Raw genomic sequence first — 17,238 nt, forward strand, 5'->3', positions numbered from 1 at the left:
GAAGGTTGAGAGAGAGTCAGGTTGGGGTTATTTGGAGTGTTGATGCACCGCTCCTGTTTTAGACTACCGAAGGGATGGGTGCTTTTCCAGATTAAGTGAGGGTTGATTTACGGGCAGATGGGACCCGGTTGTCTCAATTGGGCGAAAATTTCCTCGGCGGCGCGATCGCAGACCCCCACCTCCCCAATCTGTTGCCGCATTTGACCATAGTTTTCTTGCATCGCTTGGCGACGCTGAGGCTCACAGAGTAAGCTCAGGGCTTCCTGGAGGATATTCTCGGGGGTCACCTCTTCTTGCATGAGTTCGGGGATAATCGAGGTCATGGTCACGAGGTTGGGGGGAGACATGAACTCAATCTCAAACCCCAAAATTCGGCGGGCAAAACTGGCCGTTAGGGGATGCACGGCGTAGAGAGCGATTTGTGGCACGTTCAGCAAGGCGAGTTCTAGGTTAACAGTTCCGGATTTGCTGATGGCTAAATCGGCGGCGGCCAGACGTTCTAGGCGGCGATCGCTGGTGATTTCGGCCGTTAGGCCCACGTCACTGAGAGCCTGTTGGAGGCGATCGCGGTAAATCTCTAGGGAGAGGGGAATCCAAAACTTCGCCTGGGGGAATTTCTCCTGAAGCACTCGCGCGGCCTGGAAGATGGGGGGGACGAGATATTTAAGTTCCTGATGGCGGGAGGCGGGGAGGAGGGCAATCACGAGGTCCTCTGGGGTCAGGTTCAAGGCCCGTCGGGCCGTCTCGCGATCGGGGGCAGCCGCGAGGTGATCCACCAGGGGATGGCCCACCCAGGTCACCGTTGCTCCCCGTTCTCGGAAATAGCGCGCCTCTTCCGGGAAGATGGCTAAGAGGCGATCGCACAGAGACACCAGGCGCAAGGCATCGCGATCGCTCGGAGACCAGACCCAGGTTTGGGGGGCAATATAGTAAATAATGGGAACCTGGGGAAACTCCCGTTTAATGGCATTGCCTAAGCCCAGATTCGGTCCCATATAGTCAATGAGAATCACCAAATCCGGGGGCTGCGATCGCAGAGTCTCCAGAGCCTGTCGTTGCACCCGCAAGGTCGGCAGCAGAAAGGGTAATGACTCCAACAGGCCCACCGAGCCAATACCACTTGTGTGAGCCAGCAGAGTTGCCCCAGCCGCCGCCATGCGATCGCCCCCCAAGGCCAAAATCTCCAGAGAGGTTCCCTGCCGTTGGGCCCGACGATGCAGGGCCTCAATCAACAAGGCTCCCTGTAAATCCCCCGACACTTCCCCAGTACTAATAAAAATCCGTTGCCTCACGATGCCTCACCCCGATGGCGTCGTTGACCACTAATGGGACCCCGTCGTCCCGGTTGCCGTGAGGCTTGTAGGAAACGCTGTAAATGTTGAACCTCCGGAGTACCCGGCAACATATTCAAACCATCCAGAGCGCGATCGAGGGTTAAATCCGAGCGATAGAGCAAGCGAAAGGCCTTTTTCAACGCCTGAAAGGCTTGACCCTCATCCACCTCCATTAACCCCGACCGTTTCAACCCCACCTGATTGAGAGCGCGAACCCGGCTGGGGTTTCCTTCCACCAACATATAGGGAGGAACATCGCGATCGATGCGACTCATTCCCCCCACCATGGATAACTGACCAATATGGACAAACTGATGAACCCCAACCACCCCACCGATGCGAGCGTTCGACTCCACACAGACATGACCCGCCAGTTCCACCGCATTGGTAATGACGACCCCATTGCCAATCGTGCAGTTGTGTGCCACGTGAACATAGGCCATCAACAAGTTGTTATCCCCAATGCAGGTCATCTCCCCCCCTTGAGTCGCTCGGTTGATGGTCACATATTCCCGAATACGGTTATCATTGCCGATAGAGACCCCACTGATCGCCCCTTCATACTTAAGATCTTGGGGTTCTAGACCAATGGCTGCCCCTGGAAAAATATGATTGCGCTCACCAATGTTCGTTGCCCCATCAATCACCACATGGGCTTCAATGGTGGTATCTCGCCCGATGGTGACCTGTTCGCCAATCACGGCATAGGCACCCACACGAACGCTCGGGTGAAGTTGGGCCTGGGGATGAATGACAGCAGTTGGATGAATCATGTCTCGAGTTATCGGTTGGCGAGCGGAAACTGCCGCCTCAAAGGGTTAGCGGTCCTCCCTGGAGTACGCCGAGTCAAGGGCGGGCTAAGCGACGAGGGCGGGAGTCTTGGGCCGGAGCCGAGTTATTCCACCATCAACGAGAACATCAATTCCCCTTCACTGGCCAACTGGCCCTCAACTTCGGCACGACCGTACATTTTTCCAAAACGGCGGCGTTTCGTCCAGAGCAGTTCTACCGTCATGACCAGTTGATCTCCAGGAACCACGGGCCGACGAAAACGAACATTATCAATTCCGGCGAACGTAAATAGGCCGTCTTCCATTTCGTGCATTTGGGTGAGAACAACGCCACCTACCTGAGCCATGGCCTCGACAATTAAAACTCCCGGCATAATCGGTTTTCCGGGGAAATGTCCTTGAAAATGGGGTTCATTGACTGTGACATTTTTGATGCCCACTGCCCGTTTTTGGGGTACATATTCAATAATCCGATCCACCAAAGCAAAGGGGTAACGATGGGGCAATAGACGGTGAATCTCACTCACACTCAGCATAGTCGCTGGGGGTGAGACCGGCTTGGTTTCTGGATGTTGGGCATTGTTGGTGTTGGCGTCAATAAGTGTGGACATAATTGGCTTCAAGTACTGCGGCTAACGAGATCTGGAGCGGTGTGGCCTGCGGCTTGCTCTGGGGATCCTCTAAAAATGGCTTAGGCATACCCACGCGATCGCAGGCATTGAGCTAAGCGAACATGCAGGCGATGGCTCGCTTTATAAGCAAGAATGTGAGCCACTGGAATCGGACCGAGCAAGCTCAAATCTCCTACTAAGTCTAAGATTTTATGACGCACTGGTTCATTTGCAAATCGCAGGGGGGGATTGAGCCAATGTTCACCGTCACAAACGAGAGCATTGTCTAAAGAGCCACCCCGAATGAGTCCCCGGCTTCGTAAAGATTCTACCTCATGGGCTAGTCCAAAGGTACGAGCGGGGGCAATCTCTTGATCAAAGTCTTCCCGTTGGGGGGTCCAGGTTTGCCATTGTTGGCCGATGGCAGGGGCGCTAAAGTCAATACCGTAACTAAATTGCAGATGGGGCGCTGGGATAGCAGCGACAAAGGCATCTCCCTCATAAATCCAGATGGGTTCCGGCAGAGGTGCCGGTCCTGAGTCAGGAGAGACTCTCTCGCTAACCCCCGCCTCGTCAATGGCCTCAACCCAGTCCCGGGCCGACCCGTCAAGTAAGGGCACTTCCGGCCCATCTAGCTCAATCAGCACATCCGTCAGGCCCCGAGCGCCTAGGGCCGCCAGGAGATGTTCTACGGTTTGGGCGCAGACCTCCCCTTGCACCACTTGGGTACAGAGGGCGCTCGGCTGAACCCGGTCTGGGGATAGATGCAGGGGAGGAGTCCCCGGTAAATCCTGCCGTTGCAGACGGCGACCGTGACCCGGTGGGGCAGGGTGGAGAGACACTTGGGTGGTCTGGCCGGAATGGAGGCCCACTCCGGTGCGGGAGAGCGATCGCAATAAGGTTCGTCCCCCCTGAGTCAGGTCACAGGGGGAGGGGAGAGGAGGGAGGGGAGACACAGACATGAATAGGCACAGGCTAGAGAACTAGAACCGCTGACCAATCCCGAAGTGGAAGCGGTTTTCTCCCTCGTCGTTGAGGGCAAAGTCAACCCGGATGGGTCCTAGGGGAGATTGAATCCGCAGTCCTAAGCCATAGCCAAAGCCCGTTCCCGGTTTATCCCGGACACCAGCGGGGTTCCCGGGGACATCACTGGCGGTTCCTAAATCAGTCCCCACATCCAGGAATGCCACTCCTCCAATGATGGAAACGATGGGGAAGCGATATTCGGCGGTGGCTTGCAGGAAGGAACGGCCGGCTCCTAAGGCTCCCTCAGCATAGCCTCGTACCGAGTTGACACCACCGAGGACAAAGGCTTCATAGGGGGGCATATCGCCAATGATGGTGCCTCCCTGTACGTTGAAGGCTAGGGATTGGGAGCCTTCAATGTCGAGGATATTCACCGGGACATAGTAGCTATAGCTGCCTCGCAGGCGGTTAAAGAAGACATTGTCGTCAAACGGCAGTACTTGTTCAGTACTGAAGCTGACCCGATCGCCCCGAGTGGGGTCGAGCTGGTTATTACGGCGATCGCGGGCTAACCCAAGACGCACACTGGCCATGAAGTCGGTGCCGCTTTCATTCGCTGAGAGGAGGTTCCCTTCGGCATCGCGAGGGGTGCGATCGCCATCGGAATCACGAATGGTCACTTCCTGCACCTGTAGTCCCAGGGAGGCAGTCCACGCTTGACGGTTATCAAATACATCCCGAGTCAGGGGACGGGTGAAGGTCAACGCTCCTCCAATCCGGTCAATTCGGGGGCGATCCCCATTTTCCAAATTGACCTCTGGCTGGTTGGGGCCACTGTCATAGACCAAGGAAATGGACCGACGGCGGAAGAGATTAACGTTATAGGCCGTGCGGAAGGGGTCGCCACCAATCCAAGGGTCGGTGAAGTTAACATCAAAAAACAAACCCCGCGTTCCCAGTTGCACTTCTGCCCCCAGCACTTGGTTGTTACCGCCAAAGTTTTGTTCTTGATAACTAGCGGTTCCGAAGAAGCCCCCCACAGAACTAAAGCCCCCACCGGCGGCTACAGAGCCAAAACTCCCTTCAATGGCATTGAGCACAATCACGGCTTTGCGGGGGTCACTGCCGGGTTCTACAGAGAGATTAATGTCTTCAAAGAGCCCTAACCCGAAGACACGCTGTAAATCCTGTTGAATGCGATCGCGATTAAAAACATCTCCCGGTTGAGTTTGCATCTCCCGAGTCACGATAAAGGGCCGAGTCCGTCCTCGGATGGGTTGTCCTTCTTCATCCACCAGCTGACCATCCTCACTGAGGAAGCGCAGTTCAATACCCTCAATTTCCCCTTCAGCCACATCGAGCGTCACCACCCCATCCGGGGAGACTGGGGGAGGACTCACGGGACCCGTTTCTGGCAAGGGGGGTGGGTCAATCACCTGAGCTAGTACGTAGCCGTTGGTCTGATACCAACGATTGATGGCTTCTACCCCGTCTTGGAAGTCCCGCAGATTGAGAATTTGACCATACTGATCGCCGAAAATCTCATCCACTCGCTCTTGAGTTAGGACTTGATTATTTTGCACCGCTACTTGGTTCAGGGTGGGGTTAGGCAAGACTTCAAAAATAATCCGTACCCCCAAGGGCGTTTCTTCAGCTTGGGGTTCCACCCGGCCAAAGAAGCCCGTCGCGTAGATGGCGTTGACATCTTCCTGGAGTTGACGGCTAGTGGTCGTGCGTCCCGGCTGGGTCTGAATGCTGTCATAGACTTCATTTTGCAGCTCTAACCGCAGGGGTTGACCATCAATTTTCCGCACCAGGACTTCTGAAACCAAGACCTGAGGTTGTGGAGTTTCCGCTTGGGCCAAGGTTTGGGGACGGTTTGAGTCCAGTTGGGAGCTCAGTTCAGGTGGGGAGATGTCTAGGCTGACATCGTTGGGTTGCTCTAGATCTAACCTTGGCTCAGGCCCACCCGTCTCTTGGGCGAGCTGCTCTGGCCCTGTTTGGGAGAACTGCCAGAGAGAAGATTCCTCCATTTGGGGATACTCCACCCGAGGAGGCTCCATCTGGGGCGGCTCCTGACTGGCTTGGGCTTCTAATTGCTCCGATACTGATGGCTCCGATACTGAGGTATCGAGGTCTAGCTGTACCTCTGAGTTCCTCTGGGATGACTCTTGGGGCAAGTCTGATGTGAGTGTCGCCAAGGGCGAAGACTCCACCTCCAGAGATTTTTGTAAGGTTTTGTTCTCCATGGCCTGACCTGCATCGCCGAAGAGAACGGCGATCGCCATGGACAATAGGGTCACGGACGACCATTTTGAATTATCTACAGTCACGTTTCAACCTCCACACACCAAATAACGCATCATTTAACCATTGCCATCGTCTGATAGCTCGTTCCGGCATCATGACGGGTTAAACCCGCTCCAGGATACGCGCTAAAACCTGTTCGTAAGCCTCTTCAACATTACCGAGATCCTGTCGGAAACGGTCTTTATCGAGGATACGTCGCTCCCTATCCTCGTCCAGGCGATCCCAAAGGCGGCAGGTATCTGGGCTAATTTCGTCTGCTAGTACAATACTGCCATCGGCCAGTTTCCCAAATTCCAGCTTAAAATCAACCAGGGTAATGTCACAGCGATCGAAGACCATTTGTAAATGACCGTTGATGGTCAGGGCCATCTGCCGCAGTTGCTCCACCTCCTCCGCTGTTGCTACGTTCAGTAAGCGTAGGCGATCGCCCGTCAGGAGTGGATCTCCCAGGTCATCGTTTTTATAGAAAAACTCCACTAGGGGGGGACGGATGGGAGTGCCCAGGGCCAAGCCAGTTTGCCGGCACAGACTCCCCGCTGCCAGGTTGCGTACCACCACTTCTAAGGGGATAATCTCCACGGCCTTGACGCGCATTTGGCGGGGGCTGGGGCTATCAATCCAATGGGTGGGAACTCCCAACGCTTCGAGTTGTTCAAACAGGCGGGTCGAGATTGTACAGTTAATCTCTCCTTTGCGGGGGATTTGGCCGCGTTTCGCCGCATTGAAGGCTGTTGCGTCATCCTTAAATTCAGAAAGAAGAACCGTTGGATCATCGGTACTGTAGAGAATTTTGGCTTTACCTTCGTAAAGTTGGCGCGATTGGGACATTCAATTCACCTGTAGCTGAACGGGGGGTTGACAAGCTGCGAACACGCGACTGTTCTTTAGGGTCGATCACGCTGACAAGCCAGCTAGCCCGGCCACGCCAGTTTATAAACTGGACTTAGACTGGGATAGGGGTGATCGAGACGGTCGGCTCTGGCTTTTGATTCTACACCGTCGGCTTATTTTGGTACGTCATCTTTAGCCGAGCCTACGGGCAACTCAACGAGAAACTCGCTCCCTCCGGTCCAGGGGCTGTCTTCAGGTTGGCACTCCTGAGACACAATGCGAATCTTGCCACCGTGGGTTTGTAGAATTTGGTAGCAAATGGACAGGCCCAACCCTGTCCCTGTTCCGACGGGTTTCGTGGTAAAGAAGGGATCGAAGATTTTTTCCTGTAGTTCGGGCCGAATCCCCCGTCCGTTATCGTGAATGGCCACCAAAATGCGATCGCCCTTCAGGACGCTTGTGCGGATGGTGATGCGCGGTCGGGAGTTGTAGCTATCATCCCCGAGTCCTGGATCGAGCACCGCATCAATGGCATTACAGAGCAAATTCATCCAAACCTGATTCAGTTGGGCTGGATAACAATAAATTTTCGGCAGAGGTTGATAGTCTTTGACCACTTCAATGCGTCCTTGAATTCGGTGATTGAGAATGGCTAAAGCACTCTCAATTCCCTCTTGGACATAAGCCTGTTTAAACTGAGATTCATCCAGGCGAGAAAAATTACGTAGGGACAGAACCAATTTTAAAATGCGTTCAGCACCGAGTTTCATCGAATCTACCACTTTGGGCAAATCCACCGTGATGAAATCTAAATCTACCGCCTCAATTTCTGCCGCCACCCGAGGCGGTGTGTTAGGAATTTCTTCTTGATAGAGTTTAAAGAGTCCAAGTAAATCTCGGACGTAGTTATCTGTATAGGCTAGGTTGCCATAAATGAAGTTGATGGGGTTATTAATTTCATGGGCCATGCCCGCTACCATTTGCCCAAGGGCATACATTTTTTCCGATTGAATTAATTGACTTTCAGCCCGTTGTCGTTCCCGTAAGGCTTCTTCAAGCTCCTGGGTTTTTTCCAAGAGGCGGGCTTCACTACGTTGCAGAGCTTCTTCTGAACGTTTGCGATCGCTAACATCAATCCCAACTACCACGGTCGCTCGTCCTTGGTCATATTTCTGGGCAGCGGTAATGTAATAGCAGGGAGTTCCTCGGACATTGGCCTCAACCAGTTGCGAGTGATAGTCCACATCTCCCTGGAGAAAGTCACGAACAAAGGCGACAAATTCTGGACTATTTTTAAGAAATCCCAATTCTTTGCCCACAAAAGCATCAGGGGGCATATTGTAGCTCGCGGCTAAATGCCGATTAACCCCGAGATATCGTCCATCCTGACTAATCCAAGACACCAAGCCCGGAACAGCATCCAGAACCGCCCGTAATTGGTCTTTGGCCCGTTGGACCTCTCGGGCCACCGAGGCCCGTTCTGAGAGGTAGCGAAACAGAGTACAGGTATAAGCGGTGTCATCAGCAACGAGATAGGTAGCGGTGACTTCGACTTCAATCACCGTTTGGTCACGGCTGCGATAGCGAGCTTCCTGTTCTAACACTCCCTGTTGTTGCAGGGTTTGCCAATAGCGGGGCCAGGTCTCTAGGGTTAAGTTTTGGTCAATCTGCCAAAGCTGAGTCTTTAACAGTTCAGGGCGATCGCATCCTAACAAACGACAGGCCGCATCATTGGCATAGAAAATCCTGGCCTCAATATCCGTGAGTAACACAGCATCAGCCATGCCATCTAATGAAACTTGAGCCAGTTGTCCAAGGCTTGGGAACGATCCGGGATTGGGGGAGTTAACACTCATGGTTACCTCCCCTCACTTAGATGGGGAATGACCAAATCAAGAATCCTGCTGATGCAGGTTGGGGACAGAAACACGTGAGTCACAGAGAAGAGATTTAAGGCTAAAGTGTCAGTCTAGCAAGGGTAAGAGCAGGGTGACAAAGTAATAGACCAACGGCGCGGTAAAAATATAACTATCGGTGCGATCGAGGATACCGCCATGGCCAGGAATCAGTTGCCCAGAATCTTTAACGCCAGCATCCCGTTTCATCATCGATTCCGTGAGGTCACCCATGAGGCTGCTTAAGCCAATTATTAAGCCAATTGCGGCTCCCGTCCAGATCCAATAGTGCCAACTTAACAGGTGCGCCCCCACCATGCCCACAGCCGTACTGCCAAAAATGCCAAAGACCGCTCCTTCGACGGTTTTCTTGGGGCTGACAGCCGACAGACGGGTGCGACCAAAGGTTTTGCCAAAAAAATAAGCGCCAATATCTGCGGCCCAGATACAGAGGAAGGCTAAAACCGTGACACAAAATCCTTGAGAGATCCAGGGAGCTGTCGCTGAAGTCCAAGGGCCGAGATCCCAATCCCAGCCTAGCCAGCCCGGCGTCCCACTGGCCACGGTGACCCCATCTCCCCTAACGGGAGAACCCATGGAGAGGGTTGTGACCCCATCCAATTCTAAGCGGATACGAATCCAATAGCTCGGCAATAGCCCGCCATAGAACAGGCCTAGGATCGAGGTAGAAATATCCGCAATCGAGGCGAGCTTGGGCTGAAAGAGTAGATAGGCGCAAATCATGGCCCCGAGGAGGGGAAATAAGACATTGACCAACTCTGGGGCGATCGCCGCTGTCAGCAGCAACACTTGTGAGAGGACAAAGGTTGTTTTGGCCGCCGGAATTAGACCCTTGGCGCGGACAAGCTCGAAGTATTCCCGTTGGCCTAAGAAGGCAATCACGGCAAAGAATAAGACAAACGACCATCCGCCGAGAAGGGTGGTAACTAATGCCACAATAATGGCAACAATGCCACTGACAAGCCGAGACCAAGACATAATGTTAAAATCGTATTTGAACTAGAGTGTTGAACGGCAAAGCTTTAAAACACCGGCCAACGCCAATACCGAGATTGGGTCCTTGAAACATACTGTTGTTTCGATTCGCTCTGTTTCATTATCCCAGGCTTAACCGTATCTTAAGCCCCCAGCATGGCTAAAATTCTCTCAGCGAACCCCATATCGAAGACAGGACGGCTATCCCCGGATTTTCTCACCACTGAGAATGAAAATAGGACTCACGGCTGCCAGAACTTGATGTGTCCCCCGTGTTTCGAGGCGGTTCACGGCGGACTGGACGACCTCGATGTGACGGGCAGGTAACTCAGCAAAGGTCTGGGAAATCTGATAGAGACTCTCAAGATTCCCGGCTGTCGCCACCACTCGCCCCCCTGGCCGGAGAACCTGCCAAACCGCGTGTAAAATTTCAGTCACAGCTCGCCCCCCCTCAATACAGGCATGAGTGGGCGAGGGGGAGAGATTCTGGAGACAGTCGGGGGCCCTTCCTTCCACCACTTGGACATTCTCAACCCCAAAGCGATCGCAGTTGCGGCGAATCAGCTGGGCCACCTCTTCATCTCGCTCAATGGCCATGATTTGGCCCTGGGGACAGAGTAAACCACTCTCGACAGCAATGGTTCCTGTCCCGGCGCCAATATCCCAAAGAACAGCATCGTGGGTTAGGCGCAGTTGTGAGAGCAAGATCAGACGCACTTCCCGTTTACTCAGGGGGATGCCGGGAAGACGCTCGAATAACTCATCGGCAATTCCAGGGGTGACGTAGGGCCACAAGGGCGTAGATTTGGGGGACATGATGACGTGGGAAAGGGTGAACAGACGAAAGATAATCGCAAAACGTAGGCAGAATCGTTAGGTCAACCTTCTCAAAAGGGGCCGTTCCGTGCCGCTTTTTGGATCGGGTTTACCATCGGCCTAAATCTCAAGTTAAACTACCAAAGCGACTCTTGTAGCCACAAGGGTCGGATCTTGTCCAATACGCTTACGCGATCTTCGTCAATATGCTCAGAGCTGGAATTGTCGGACTTCCCAACGTGGGAAAATCGACGTTGTTTAATGCCCTGGTTGCCAATGCCAAAGCCCAAGCAGCCAATTTCCCCTTTTGTACCATTGAACCCAATGTAGGGGTAGTGGCGGTTCCCGATGAGCGTCTGGGCAAGTTGGCAACGCTGTCGCAGTCTGAGCAAATTGTCCCGACTCGCATGGAGTTTGTCGATATTGCGGGTTTGGTAGCCGGAGCCAGTCAAGGGGAAGGCCTGGGCAATCAGTTTTTGGCCAATATCCGGGAAGTGGATGCGATTGTCCATGTGGTGCGTTGTTTTGAGAATGACGATATTATCCATGTCTCCGGCTCCATTGACCCAGTGCGTGATATCGAAGTGATTAACCTGGAGTTGGGCTTAGCGGATTTATCGCAACTGGAACGCCGTATGGATCGTACCCGCAAACAGGCTCGCAAGGATAAGGAGGCGGCGTTTGAGTTGACGGTGCTAGAAAAGCTGGCTCAGGCCCTCAATGGGGGCCAATCGGCTCGCAGTGTCTCGTTGACGGAGGAGGAAGAGGCGGCGATTCAGGCCCTCAATCTCCTCACCCGCAAGCCGATTATTTATGCGACGAATGTCTCGGAAGAGGATTTGGCGGAGGGGAACTCCTGGGTGGAACAAGTCCGGGAGGTGGCTACGGCTGAACAGGCCCAGGTGGTGGTGGTGTCGGCTCAGGTTGAGGCTGAGTTGATTGAACTTCCTGAGGAAGAACGTCAAGATTTCTTGGAGTCTCTAGGGGTGAAGGAGGGCGGTCTCCAGTCCCTGATTCGTGCTAGCTATGAGTTGTTGGGCCTGCGCACCTATCTCACCACAGGTCCCCAGGAAACTCGGGCCTGGACAATTCGGGCCGGGATGACGGCTCCCCAAGCGGCGGGGGTTATTCATACGGACTTTGAACGGGGTTTTATTCGCGCTGAGACGATTGGCTGTGAGGAGTTATTGGCGTTGGGTTCGATGACGGCGGCTAAGGAAGCGGGCAAAATCCGCAGTGAGGGGAAGGAGTATGTGGTTCAGGAGGGAGATGTGTTGTTGTTCCGGTTTAATGTTTAGGGAACAGGGAACAGGGAACAGAAGGCAAGAGGCAAGAGGCAAGAGGCAAGAGGGGGACTCTGTTGTAGCGGAGTGGGTGCGCCCTCTTTTGACTCTGTGCGCTGGTGGAAAATCCTATCTCTGGGGGGATGTGATGTGGGCTGAATTTGGCTTTAATGGGGGTGATGTTATGGAGAACCTGGATTTCATGGATTTACTGATCACCTGGCTCATTATGTCCGCTAGCTTTTTTATTCTCTCTAAACTGCCCCTGGGGGTTGAGGTGGATAGCCTGGGGACGGCCCTGATCTCGGCAGCCGTGTTTGGGGTCCTTAATGCCGTTCTTCAGCCGATTTTTTTGGTGTTAGGATTTCCGGTTGTGGTGATTACGCTGGGGTTGTTTATGATCGTGATCAATGCGATCATTTTTGGCTTGGCGGCCTGGCTCGTGCGTGGCTTCTACTTGCGTTGGGGCATTTGGAGTGCATTACTCGGGTCAATTGCATTGGGGCTGATTAACTCGATTTTAACTCATCTTTTAAGTGCATAAGACTTGAGCACATCCTGAGGTTTTGAGGTCTAGGGGGCTGGGGGCTGTTGGGACGGCTGTGGCCAGGAAAAGATGCTATGGTAAAACAAGATAGAAAATCTGTTTGTAACCTGTTTTAAAATTCCAGAATTATGGAGACGTCAGTTGACTGTGCAACGGCTTGTGTTAATGGCTGTGTTTTGGGGGAAGACTGTCCCAATCGTGACTATGCAGCATCCGCCAGCCAATTTATTGATTCAACGTCCTTAGATAAGATGCACGATATCGCGGAAGCGGCTCGTAAACGTAAACTCAGTGAGCCTCCGACGTGGGTGATTCCTGATTTTCTCGATTCCAATTCCTAGGTGCGCCAGGTGATGAAGGCAAGACTCCAGTTTAGTGATCCATCTCAATGAGTGGACTTGGCTACGTGGCTTCTCAACGGTGGGTTAGGGTTTCTTAACCTTGACTTAAAGTTAGGATGAGAGCGTGGGAGGGTCATTCATGGGTTTTCCTTGCCTTTTGTTGGCTTAGTCACAGTCTTGACCTGATAGGTTGACTAGGATGATTTAAGGTACTGCCGACAGTATCTGATGTGTGTTTAATCGTGGCTTAAAATCGAGTGTTTATGGAAGCGGATAGTCAATCGGCGCGTTCAGAACAGCCTCCGGGAACGGGACTCGCTCAATGGGTGGGAACGTTAATTGCCCTGTTGACCCTGACGTTGCCGTTGTTTGTGATTTTCGTCTATTCGGCGAGAACGGTCAATCTACCCCCCTCAGAGCGGTTCGATGGGGGCGATCGCGTTGGGGAGTTGGTAAACCTGAGGCTGGTGCGACGGCGCTGAGACAGTTTGGCGCTAGAATGATTGGGTTTGACAGCGGAACGTTGCTGCTGTCTAATGTGCCACGGTGGGGGTCCCATCGTGGAAAACTTGTCAAGTCAGTCAGTTTAGGAGCTTACCTGTGGATTTATCGCGTATTCCCGCTCAACCCAAACCCGGTCTGGTCAATGTTTTGGTTGAAATTGTCGGTGGAAGCAAGAACAAGTATGAGTTTGATAAGGACTTGGGCTGTTTTGCCCTCGATCGCGTCTTGTTCTCCTCGGTTCATTATCCCTTTGATTATGGCTTTATCCCCAATACCCTCGCTGATGATGGCGATCCCCTCGATGGGATGGTGATGATGGATGAACCGACATTCCCCGGCTGTGTGATTACGGCTCGTCCTCTGGGAATGTTAGAAATGATTGATGGGGGCGATCGCGATGAAAAACTCCTCTGCGTTCCTGCTGAAGATCCTCGCTATGCGGAGTATACCTCCCTGGACAATGTGGAGAAACATCGCCTCGATGAGATTGCTGAATTCTTCCGCACCTACAAGAACTTAGAGAAGAAAGAGACGGAAATTCTGGGCTGGAAGGATTTAGATGCCGTCATGCCTCTCATCGAGAAATGCGTGAAGGCTTACGGTTAAAATGAAACTGGCGTGGGGACTTGACGCCATACACGAAGGGTCCGAGTCCTCACTCCCTCAGTCTGTCTACCGCCTTAGCCAAAGTCACCATGATGCAGCGATCGCTCCTGTACGCCAAACTCCATAATTGCACCCTGACGGGCTCGAATCTTGATTATATGGGGAGCATTAGCATTGATCGCGCCCTCCTTGATGAAGTGGGGATTGTTCCCTATGAACAGGTGCAGATTGTTAATGTCAACAATGGTGAACGGTTGATGAGTTACGTCATCTGCGCTCCACCCCAGTCTGGTTTGATTGAACTCAACGGTGCGGCGGCCCGTTTAGGGATGAAGGGCGATCGCCTAATTATTATGGCCTACGCTCAATTCTCGGCGGAAGACTTGAAAAATCATCAGCCTAAAGTTGTCATTCTCGGCCAAGGAAACCAGATTGAGGCGGTTCATCATTATCCTCACCCCTTAGCCACGATTGAACACCAGACAGCTGAGGCGCAATTGGTGTAAGCAGCCCTCATGCAGATTTCAGAGCTAGGGGAACGGGAGCTGTTGAAACGATTACAGCAGTTTGGTCCCCCGGGTATTATCGGCGATGATGGGGCGGTTCTGGCGGTTCCACCCTCTCAGTCTCTGGTGGTGACGACGGATACTCTCGTCAATGGGGTTCACTTCAGTCCCCAAACCACCTCAGCGGAAGATGTCGGCTGGCGAGCGGTGGCGGCCAATCTTTCGGATTTGGCGGCCATGGGGGCCAGTCCCCTGGGAATTACCGTTGCACTGGCTCTTCCACCGGAGACGGAGTTGGCCTGGTTAGATGGGTTATATCAAGGAATAGCCGCCTGTCTCAACCCCTTTGCTACGCCTCTGGTGGGGGGTGATCTCTGTCGGGCCTCGGAGATTAGTCTCAGTATTACCGCCTTCGGTTGCGTCACCTCTGGAATCTATCGTCGTCAGGCTCGGGTGGGGGATGCGATCGTGGTGAGTGGGGTCCATGGTGCATCGAGGGCAGGGTTGGAATTGCTGCTCAATGACCAGCAATGGCACGATTTAGACCCACAAATTCGTGAAAACTTCATTTCTGCCCATCAGCGCCCTCGACCCCGTTTAGACCTGTTAGAGCCGCTGCAACGCCTAAAAATTGAGCGCATCGCGGGGATGGATAGTTCGGATGGTTTGGGGGATGCGGTGATTCAACTGGCCCATGAAAGTGGGGTAAAAGCGAAACTTTGGGGCGATCGCCTCCCCAGTCCTCCCGGCTTATCGGCGATGGTTCCCCCAGAGTTAGCTCAAGATTGGGTGTTATGGGGCGGAGAAGATTTTGAGTTGGTGTTATGTTTAGCCCCTGAAGATGCACAACGCTTGCTTGAGGAAGTCTCAGGGTTATCGATTATTGGTGAAATGGTGGCGGGAGTTGGGGTAGAATTACAATTGCGCGATCGCATCGAAATCCTAGCAATACAATCAGGTTTCCGCCATTTTTGACGGGGAATTGGTATGATTATTCCTGGTTTAAGGAAAAGGTCAGGGTTCCAACTGCATAATTCCTCCAAAAAAACAGTAATATTTGATACAAGAACTTAAATTGCAGATTCGCTATAGTGTAGCGTAAATAGCCGTCAGTATCTTTGTAACGTGAGAAGCCGCGATCGCCCTTTGGAGCTGAGAGTGCCTTAATCACGCCTTAGTCGCAAAGGATACTCGCAACGAGTCAGAAAACGAGCATCAAAAGGCTTCCCGTGAGGCATTGTTTGTTGTTGCTAAGCTAGTCTACAAGACCGGGCTAAACCTTGGGAGAATTCCTGATTTGAGTTCATGCCCTATTTGAGGTGAAGGCAAAAACAATGATGACGATCACAGTCATATGATGAGCGGAAATTCTAAGTTTGTTAGTCTAGACGAGAAAGCTCCTCAAGATTGGAGCGAACTACAACAACAAATGCAGCAGTGGAAACGGAAACAGGCTATCAGTGCAGCCCTTGTTAACATCAGTGGTCGACAGCGGATGTTATCACAGCGAATTGCGATGCTATCCTTGCGCTGGAGCTGTAGCCAAGATGTCCAGGAACGGGCCAACTTTCGCCAAAGTATTGCCGAACTCGTAGATTTAATGGAACTCTCCCATCAAGGCTTATTAACGGGAAATGCTGAACTTAATTTGCCGGGAAATCCTTCAGAAGCGGTGCAGGCGATGTATTTTGAACCCCCTTGGGAGATTGACCGTCAGGTTCGTGACTATTTGGCACAACTGCGAGAGTTACTGGCAACTGACGATACTGAAGTTACCCCAGAGCAAGAGAATCTACAAGCCATTTTAGAGGCAGCGTCAACCCACTTATTGCCCGCCTTAGATGCCGTGGTGAGTCAATATCAACGGGAAAGTGAAGCGGAACAAGCGGCCATTAACCGAAGTCAGATTCGACTCTATAATCAAAGTTGCCAAGCCGCAGAACAGGCCCAAAAACAAGCCCAAGAACTTGAAGCTGCATTAAAGGAACTCCATGAAATTCAGTCTAAGTTGCTGCAAACGGAAAAAATGTCGAGTTTAGGGCAGCTGGTCGCTGGAGTTGCTCATGAGATTAATAATCCGATTAGCTTTATATCAGGTAATATCACTCATGCCTCTGCCTATGTTTCGGACTTATTGGAGTTATTACGTCTCTACCAACAAACCTATCCTCAGCCAACGGACGCCATTCAACGCCTAGCAGACACTATTGATTTAGAGTTTGTGCAAGGGGATATCGTTAAACTCTTAGCGTCGATGAAAACCGGGAGCGATCGCATTCGCCAAATTGTCACCTCCCTGAAAACCTTTGCCCGGATGGATGAAGCAGATTATAAACAAGTTGATATCCACGAAGGCATTGAAAGTTCCCTGTTGATTTTGCAACATCGGTTTCACGGAACGGCAAAGCGTCCCCGCATCCAGATTAAGCGAGAGTATGGGGAACTCCCAGGGGTTGACTGTTACGCCGGACAACTGAATCAAGTCTTTCTCAATATCCTCAATAATGCCCTGGATGCCCTTGACGAGGGCGATCGCCGCCGTACTCCTGAGGAGATGCACAGCGACCCCAGTTCCATTACCATTAAGACTGACCTTGTGGCGGGAACCTGGGTGCGAATCGCCATCCAAGACAATGGGATTGGTATTCCCGAAAGCCACCGTTCGCGAATCTTCGATCCCTTTTTCACCACGAAACCGGTTGGCCAAGGAACCGGACTGGGAATGTCCGTCAGCTATCAGATTGTTACCGAACTCCATGGGGGGAAACTTGAGTGCATCTCCCAACTTGGAAAAGGGACAGAATTTATCATTGAGATTCCCCTGGCGGCCATGGCCAGTCCCCAGTCGTCCCCTATAGCCCGGGTTCTCTGAAGGCAAAGGATCAACTTTGGCGCCGGGAT

17 protein-coding genes are annotated in these 17,238 nt (G+C 52.5%); 8 read left to right on the top strand and 9 right to left on the bottom strand.

All coding sequences use genetic code 11. The annotated features are described in order from the left end of the window. Nucleotides 1-107: 107 nt before the first annotated feature. The 9 genes from lpxB to cbiT form a co-directional block, all read right to left on the bottom strand. On the bottom strand, nucleotides 108-1,292 hold the full coding sequence (lpxB, locus tag NEA10_RS14355; protein ID WP_374111773.1) for a lipid-A-disaccharide synthase: 1,185 nt from the start codon (nucleotides 1,290-1,292) through the stop codon (nucleotides 108-110). Continuing rightward, nucleotides 1,289-2,107, bottom strand: coding sequence for an acyl-ACP--UDP-N-acetylglucosamine O-acyltransferase (gene lpxA, locus NEA10_RS14360; protein ID WP_252661615.1), 819 nt, complete (start codon nucleotides 2,105-2,107; stop codon nucleotides 1,289-1,291). Before lpxA ends, lpxB begins: the two co-directional genes overlap by 4 nt. Before the next feature lie 122 nt (nucleotides 2,108-2,229). Continuing rightward, complete coding sequence (gene fabZ / locus NEA10_RS14365; protein ID WP_252661617.1) at nucleotides 2,230-2,736, bottom strand: 3-hydroxyacyl-ACP dehydratase FabZ; 507 nt, start codon at nucleotides 2,734-2,736, stop codon at nucleotides 2,230-2,232. An 80-nt stretch (nucleotides 2,737-2,816) separates the two neighbouring features. Next, entirely contained in the window at nucleotides 2,817-3,698 is an 882-nt protein-coding gene (lpxC, locus tag NEA10_RS14370) for a UDP-3-O-acyl-N-acetylglucosamine deacetylase (RefSeq protein WP_252661619.1), read from the bottom strand. Between the two features lie 21 nt (nucleotides 3,699-3,719). Further along, nucleotides 3,720-6,035 carry a BamA/TamA family outer membrane protein gene (locus NEA10_RS14375; protein ID WP_252661621.1) on the bottom strand — a complete coding sequence of 772 codons (2,316 nt, stop codon included), beginning with the start codon at nucleotides 6,033-6,035 and terminating at the stop codon, nucleotides 3,720-3,722. Between the two features lie 79 nt (nucleotides 6,036-6,114). Next, nucleotides 6,115-6,840: a phosphoribosylaminoimidazolesuccinocarboxamide synthase gene (gene purC, locus NEA10_RS14380; RefSeq protein ID WP_252661623.1), complete on the bottom strand. Its 726-nt coding sequence runs from the start codon at nucleotides 6,838-6,840 to the stop codon at nucleotides 6,115-6,117. A 176-nt stretch (nucleotides 6,841-7,016) separates the two neighbouring features. Beyond that, nucleotides 7,017-8,699: a PAS domain-containing sensor histidine kinase gene (locus NEA10_RS14385; protein ID WP_252661625.1), complete on the bottom strand. Its 1,683-nt coding sequence runs from the start codon at nucleotides 8,697-8,699 to the stop codon at nucleotides 7,017-7,019. A gap of 108 nt (nucleotides 8,700-8,807) precedes the next feature. Beyond that, a complete protein-coding gene (locus NEA10_RS14390; protein ID WP_252661628.1) occupies nucleotides 8,808-9,737 on the bottom strand; it encodes a phosphatidate cytidylyltransferase in 930 nt (309 codons plus the stop codon). Between the two features lie 198 nt (nucleotides 9,738-9,935). Next, nucleotides 9,936-10,550, bottom strand: coding sequence for a precorrin-6Y C5,15-methyltransferase subunit CbiT (cbiT, locus tag NEA10_RS14395; RefSeq protein ID WP_252661630.1), 615 nt, complete (start codon nucleotides 10,548-10,550; stop codon nucleotides 9,936-9,938). Between the two features lie 206 nt (nucleotides 10,551-10,756). Here cbiT and ychF point away from each other — a divergent pair, with 206 nt between their 5' ends. From ychF to NEA10_RS14435, 8 genes are all read left to right on the top strand, one after another. Continuing rightward, nucleotides 10,757-11,848, top strand: coding sequence for a redox-regulated ATPase YchF (gene ychF / locus NEA10_RS14400; RefSeq protein WP_252661640.1), 1,092 nt, complete (start codon nucleotides 10,757-10,759; stop codon nucleotides 11,846-11,848). A 187-nt stretch (nucleotides 11,849-12,035) separates the two neighbouring features. Continuing rightward, nucleotides 12,036-12,377 carry a phage holin family protein gene (locus tag NEA10_RS14405; protein ID WP_374111907.1) on the top strand — a complete coding sequence of 114 codons (342 nt, stop codon included), beginning with the start codon at nucleotides 12,036-12,038 and terminating at the stop codon, nucleotides 12,375-12,377. A 131-nt stretch (nucleotides 12,378-12,508) separates the two neighbouring features. Beyond that, nucleotides 12,509-12,721, top strand: a complete 213-nt coding sequence (locus tag NEA10_RS14410; RefSeq protein ID WP_252661643.1) for a hypothetical protein — start codon at nucleotides 12,509-12,511, stop codon at nucleotides 12,719-12,721. Between the two features lie 263 nt (nucleotides 12,722-12,984). After that, nucleotides 12,985-13,203, top strand: a complete 219-nt coding sequence (locus tag NEA10_RS14415; protein WP_252661645.1) for a TLTLP motif-containing protein — start codon at nucleotides 12,985-12,987, stop codon at nucleotides 13,201-13,203. Nucleotides 13,204-13,321: 118 nt separating this feature from the next. Continuing rightward, entirely contained in the window at nucleotides 13,322-13,831 is a 510-nt protein-coding gene (locus NEA10_RS14420) for an inorganic diphosphatase (RefSeq protein ID WP_252661646.1), read from the top strand. 20 nt (nucleotides 13,832-13,851) lie between these two features. Next, nucleotides 13,852-14,337: an aspartate 1-decarboxylase gene (gene panD / locus NEA10_RS14425; protein WP_374111774.1), complete on the top strand. Its 486-nt coding sequence runs from the start codon at nucleotides 13,852-13,854 to the stop codon at nucleotides 14,335-14,337. 9 nt (nucleotides 14,338-14,346) lie between these two features. Then, nucleotides 14,347-15,312 carry a thiamine-phosphate kinase gene (gene thiL, locus NEA10_RS14430; protein ID WP_252661648.1) on the top strand — a complete coding sequence of 322 codons (966 nt, stop codon included), beginning with the start codon at nucleotides 14,347-14,349 and terminating at the stop codon, nucleotides 15,310-15,312. A gap of 379 nt (nucleotides 15,313-15,691) precedes the next feature. Continuing rightward, nucleotides 15,692-17,209 carry an ATP-binding protein gene (locus NEA10_RS14435; protein ID WP_252661650.1) on the top strand — a complete coding sequence of 506 codons (1,518 nt, stop codon included), beginning with the start codon at nucleotides 15,692-15,694 and terminating at the stop codon, nucleotides 17,207-17,209. Nucleotides 17,210-17,238: the final 29 nt, after the last annotated feature.

Source organism: Phormidium yuhuli AB48 (assembly GCF_023983615.1).
Taxonomy (GTDB): Bacteria; Cyanobacteriota; Cyanobacteriia; order Cyanobacteriales; family Geitlerinemataceae; genus Sodalinema; species Sodalinema yuhuli.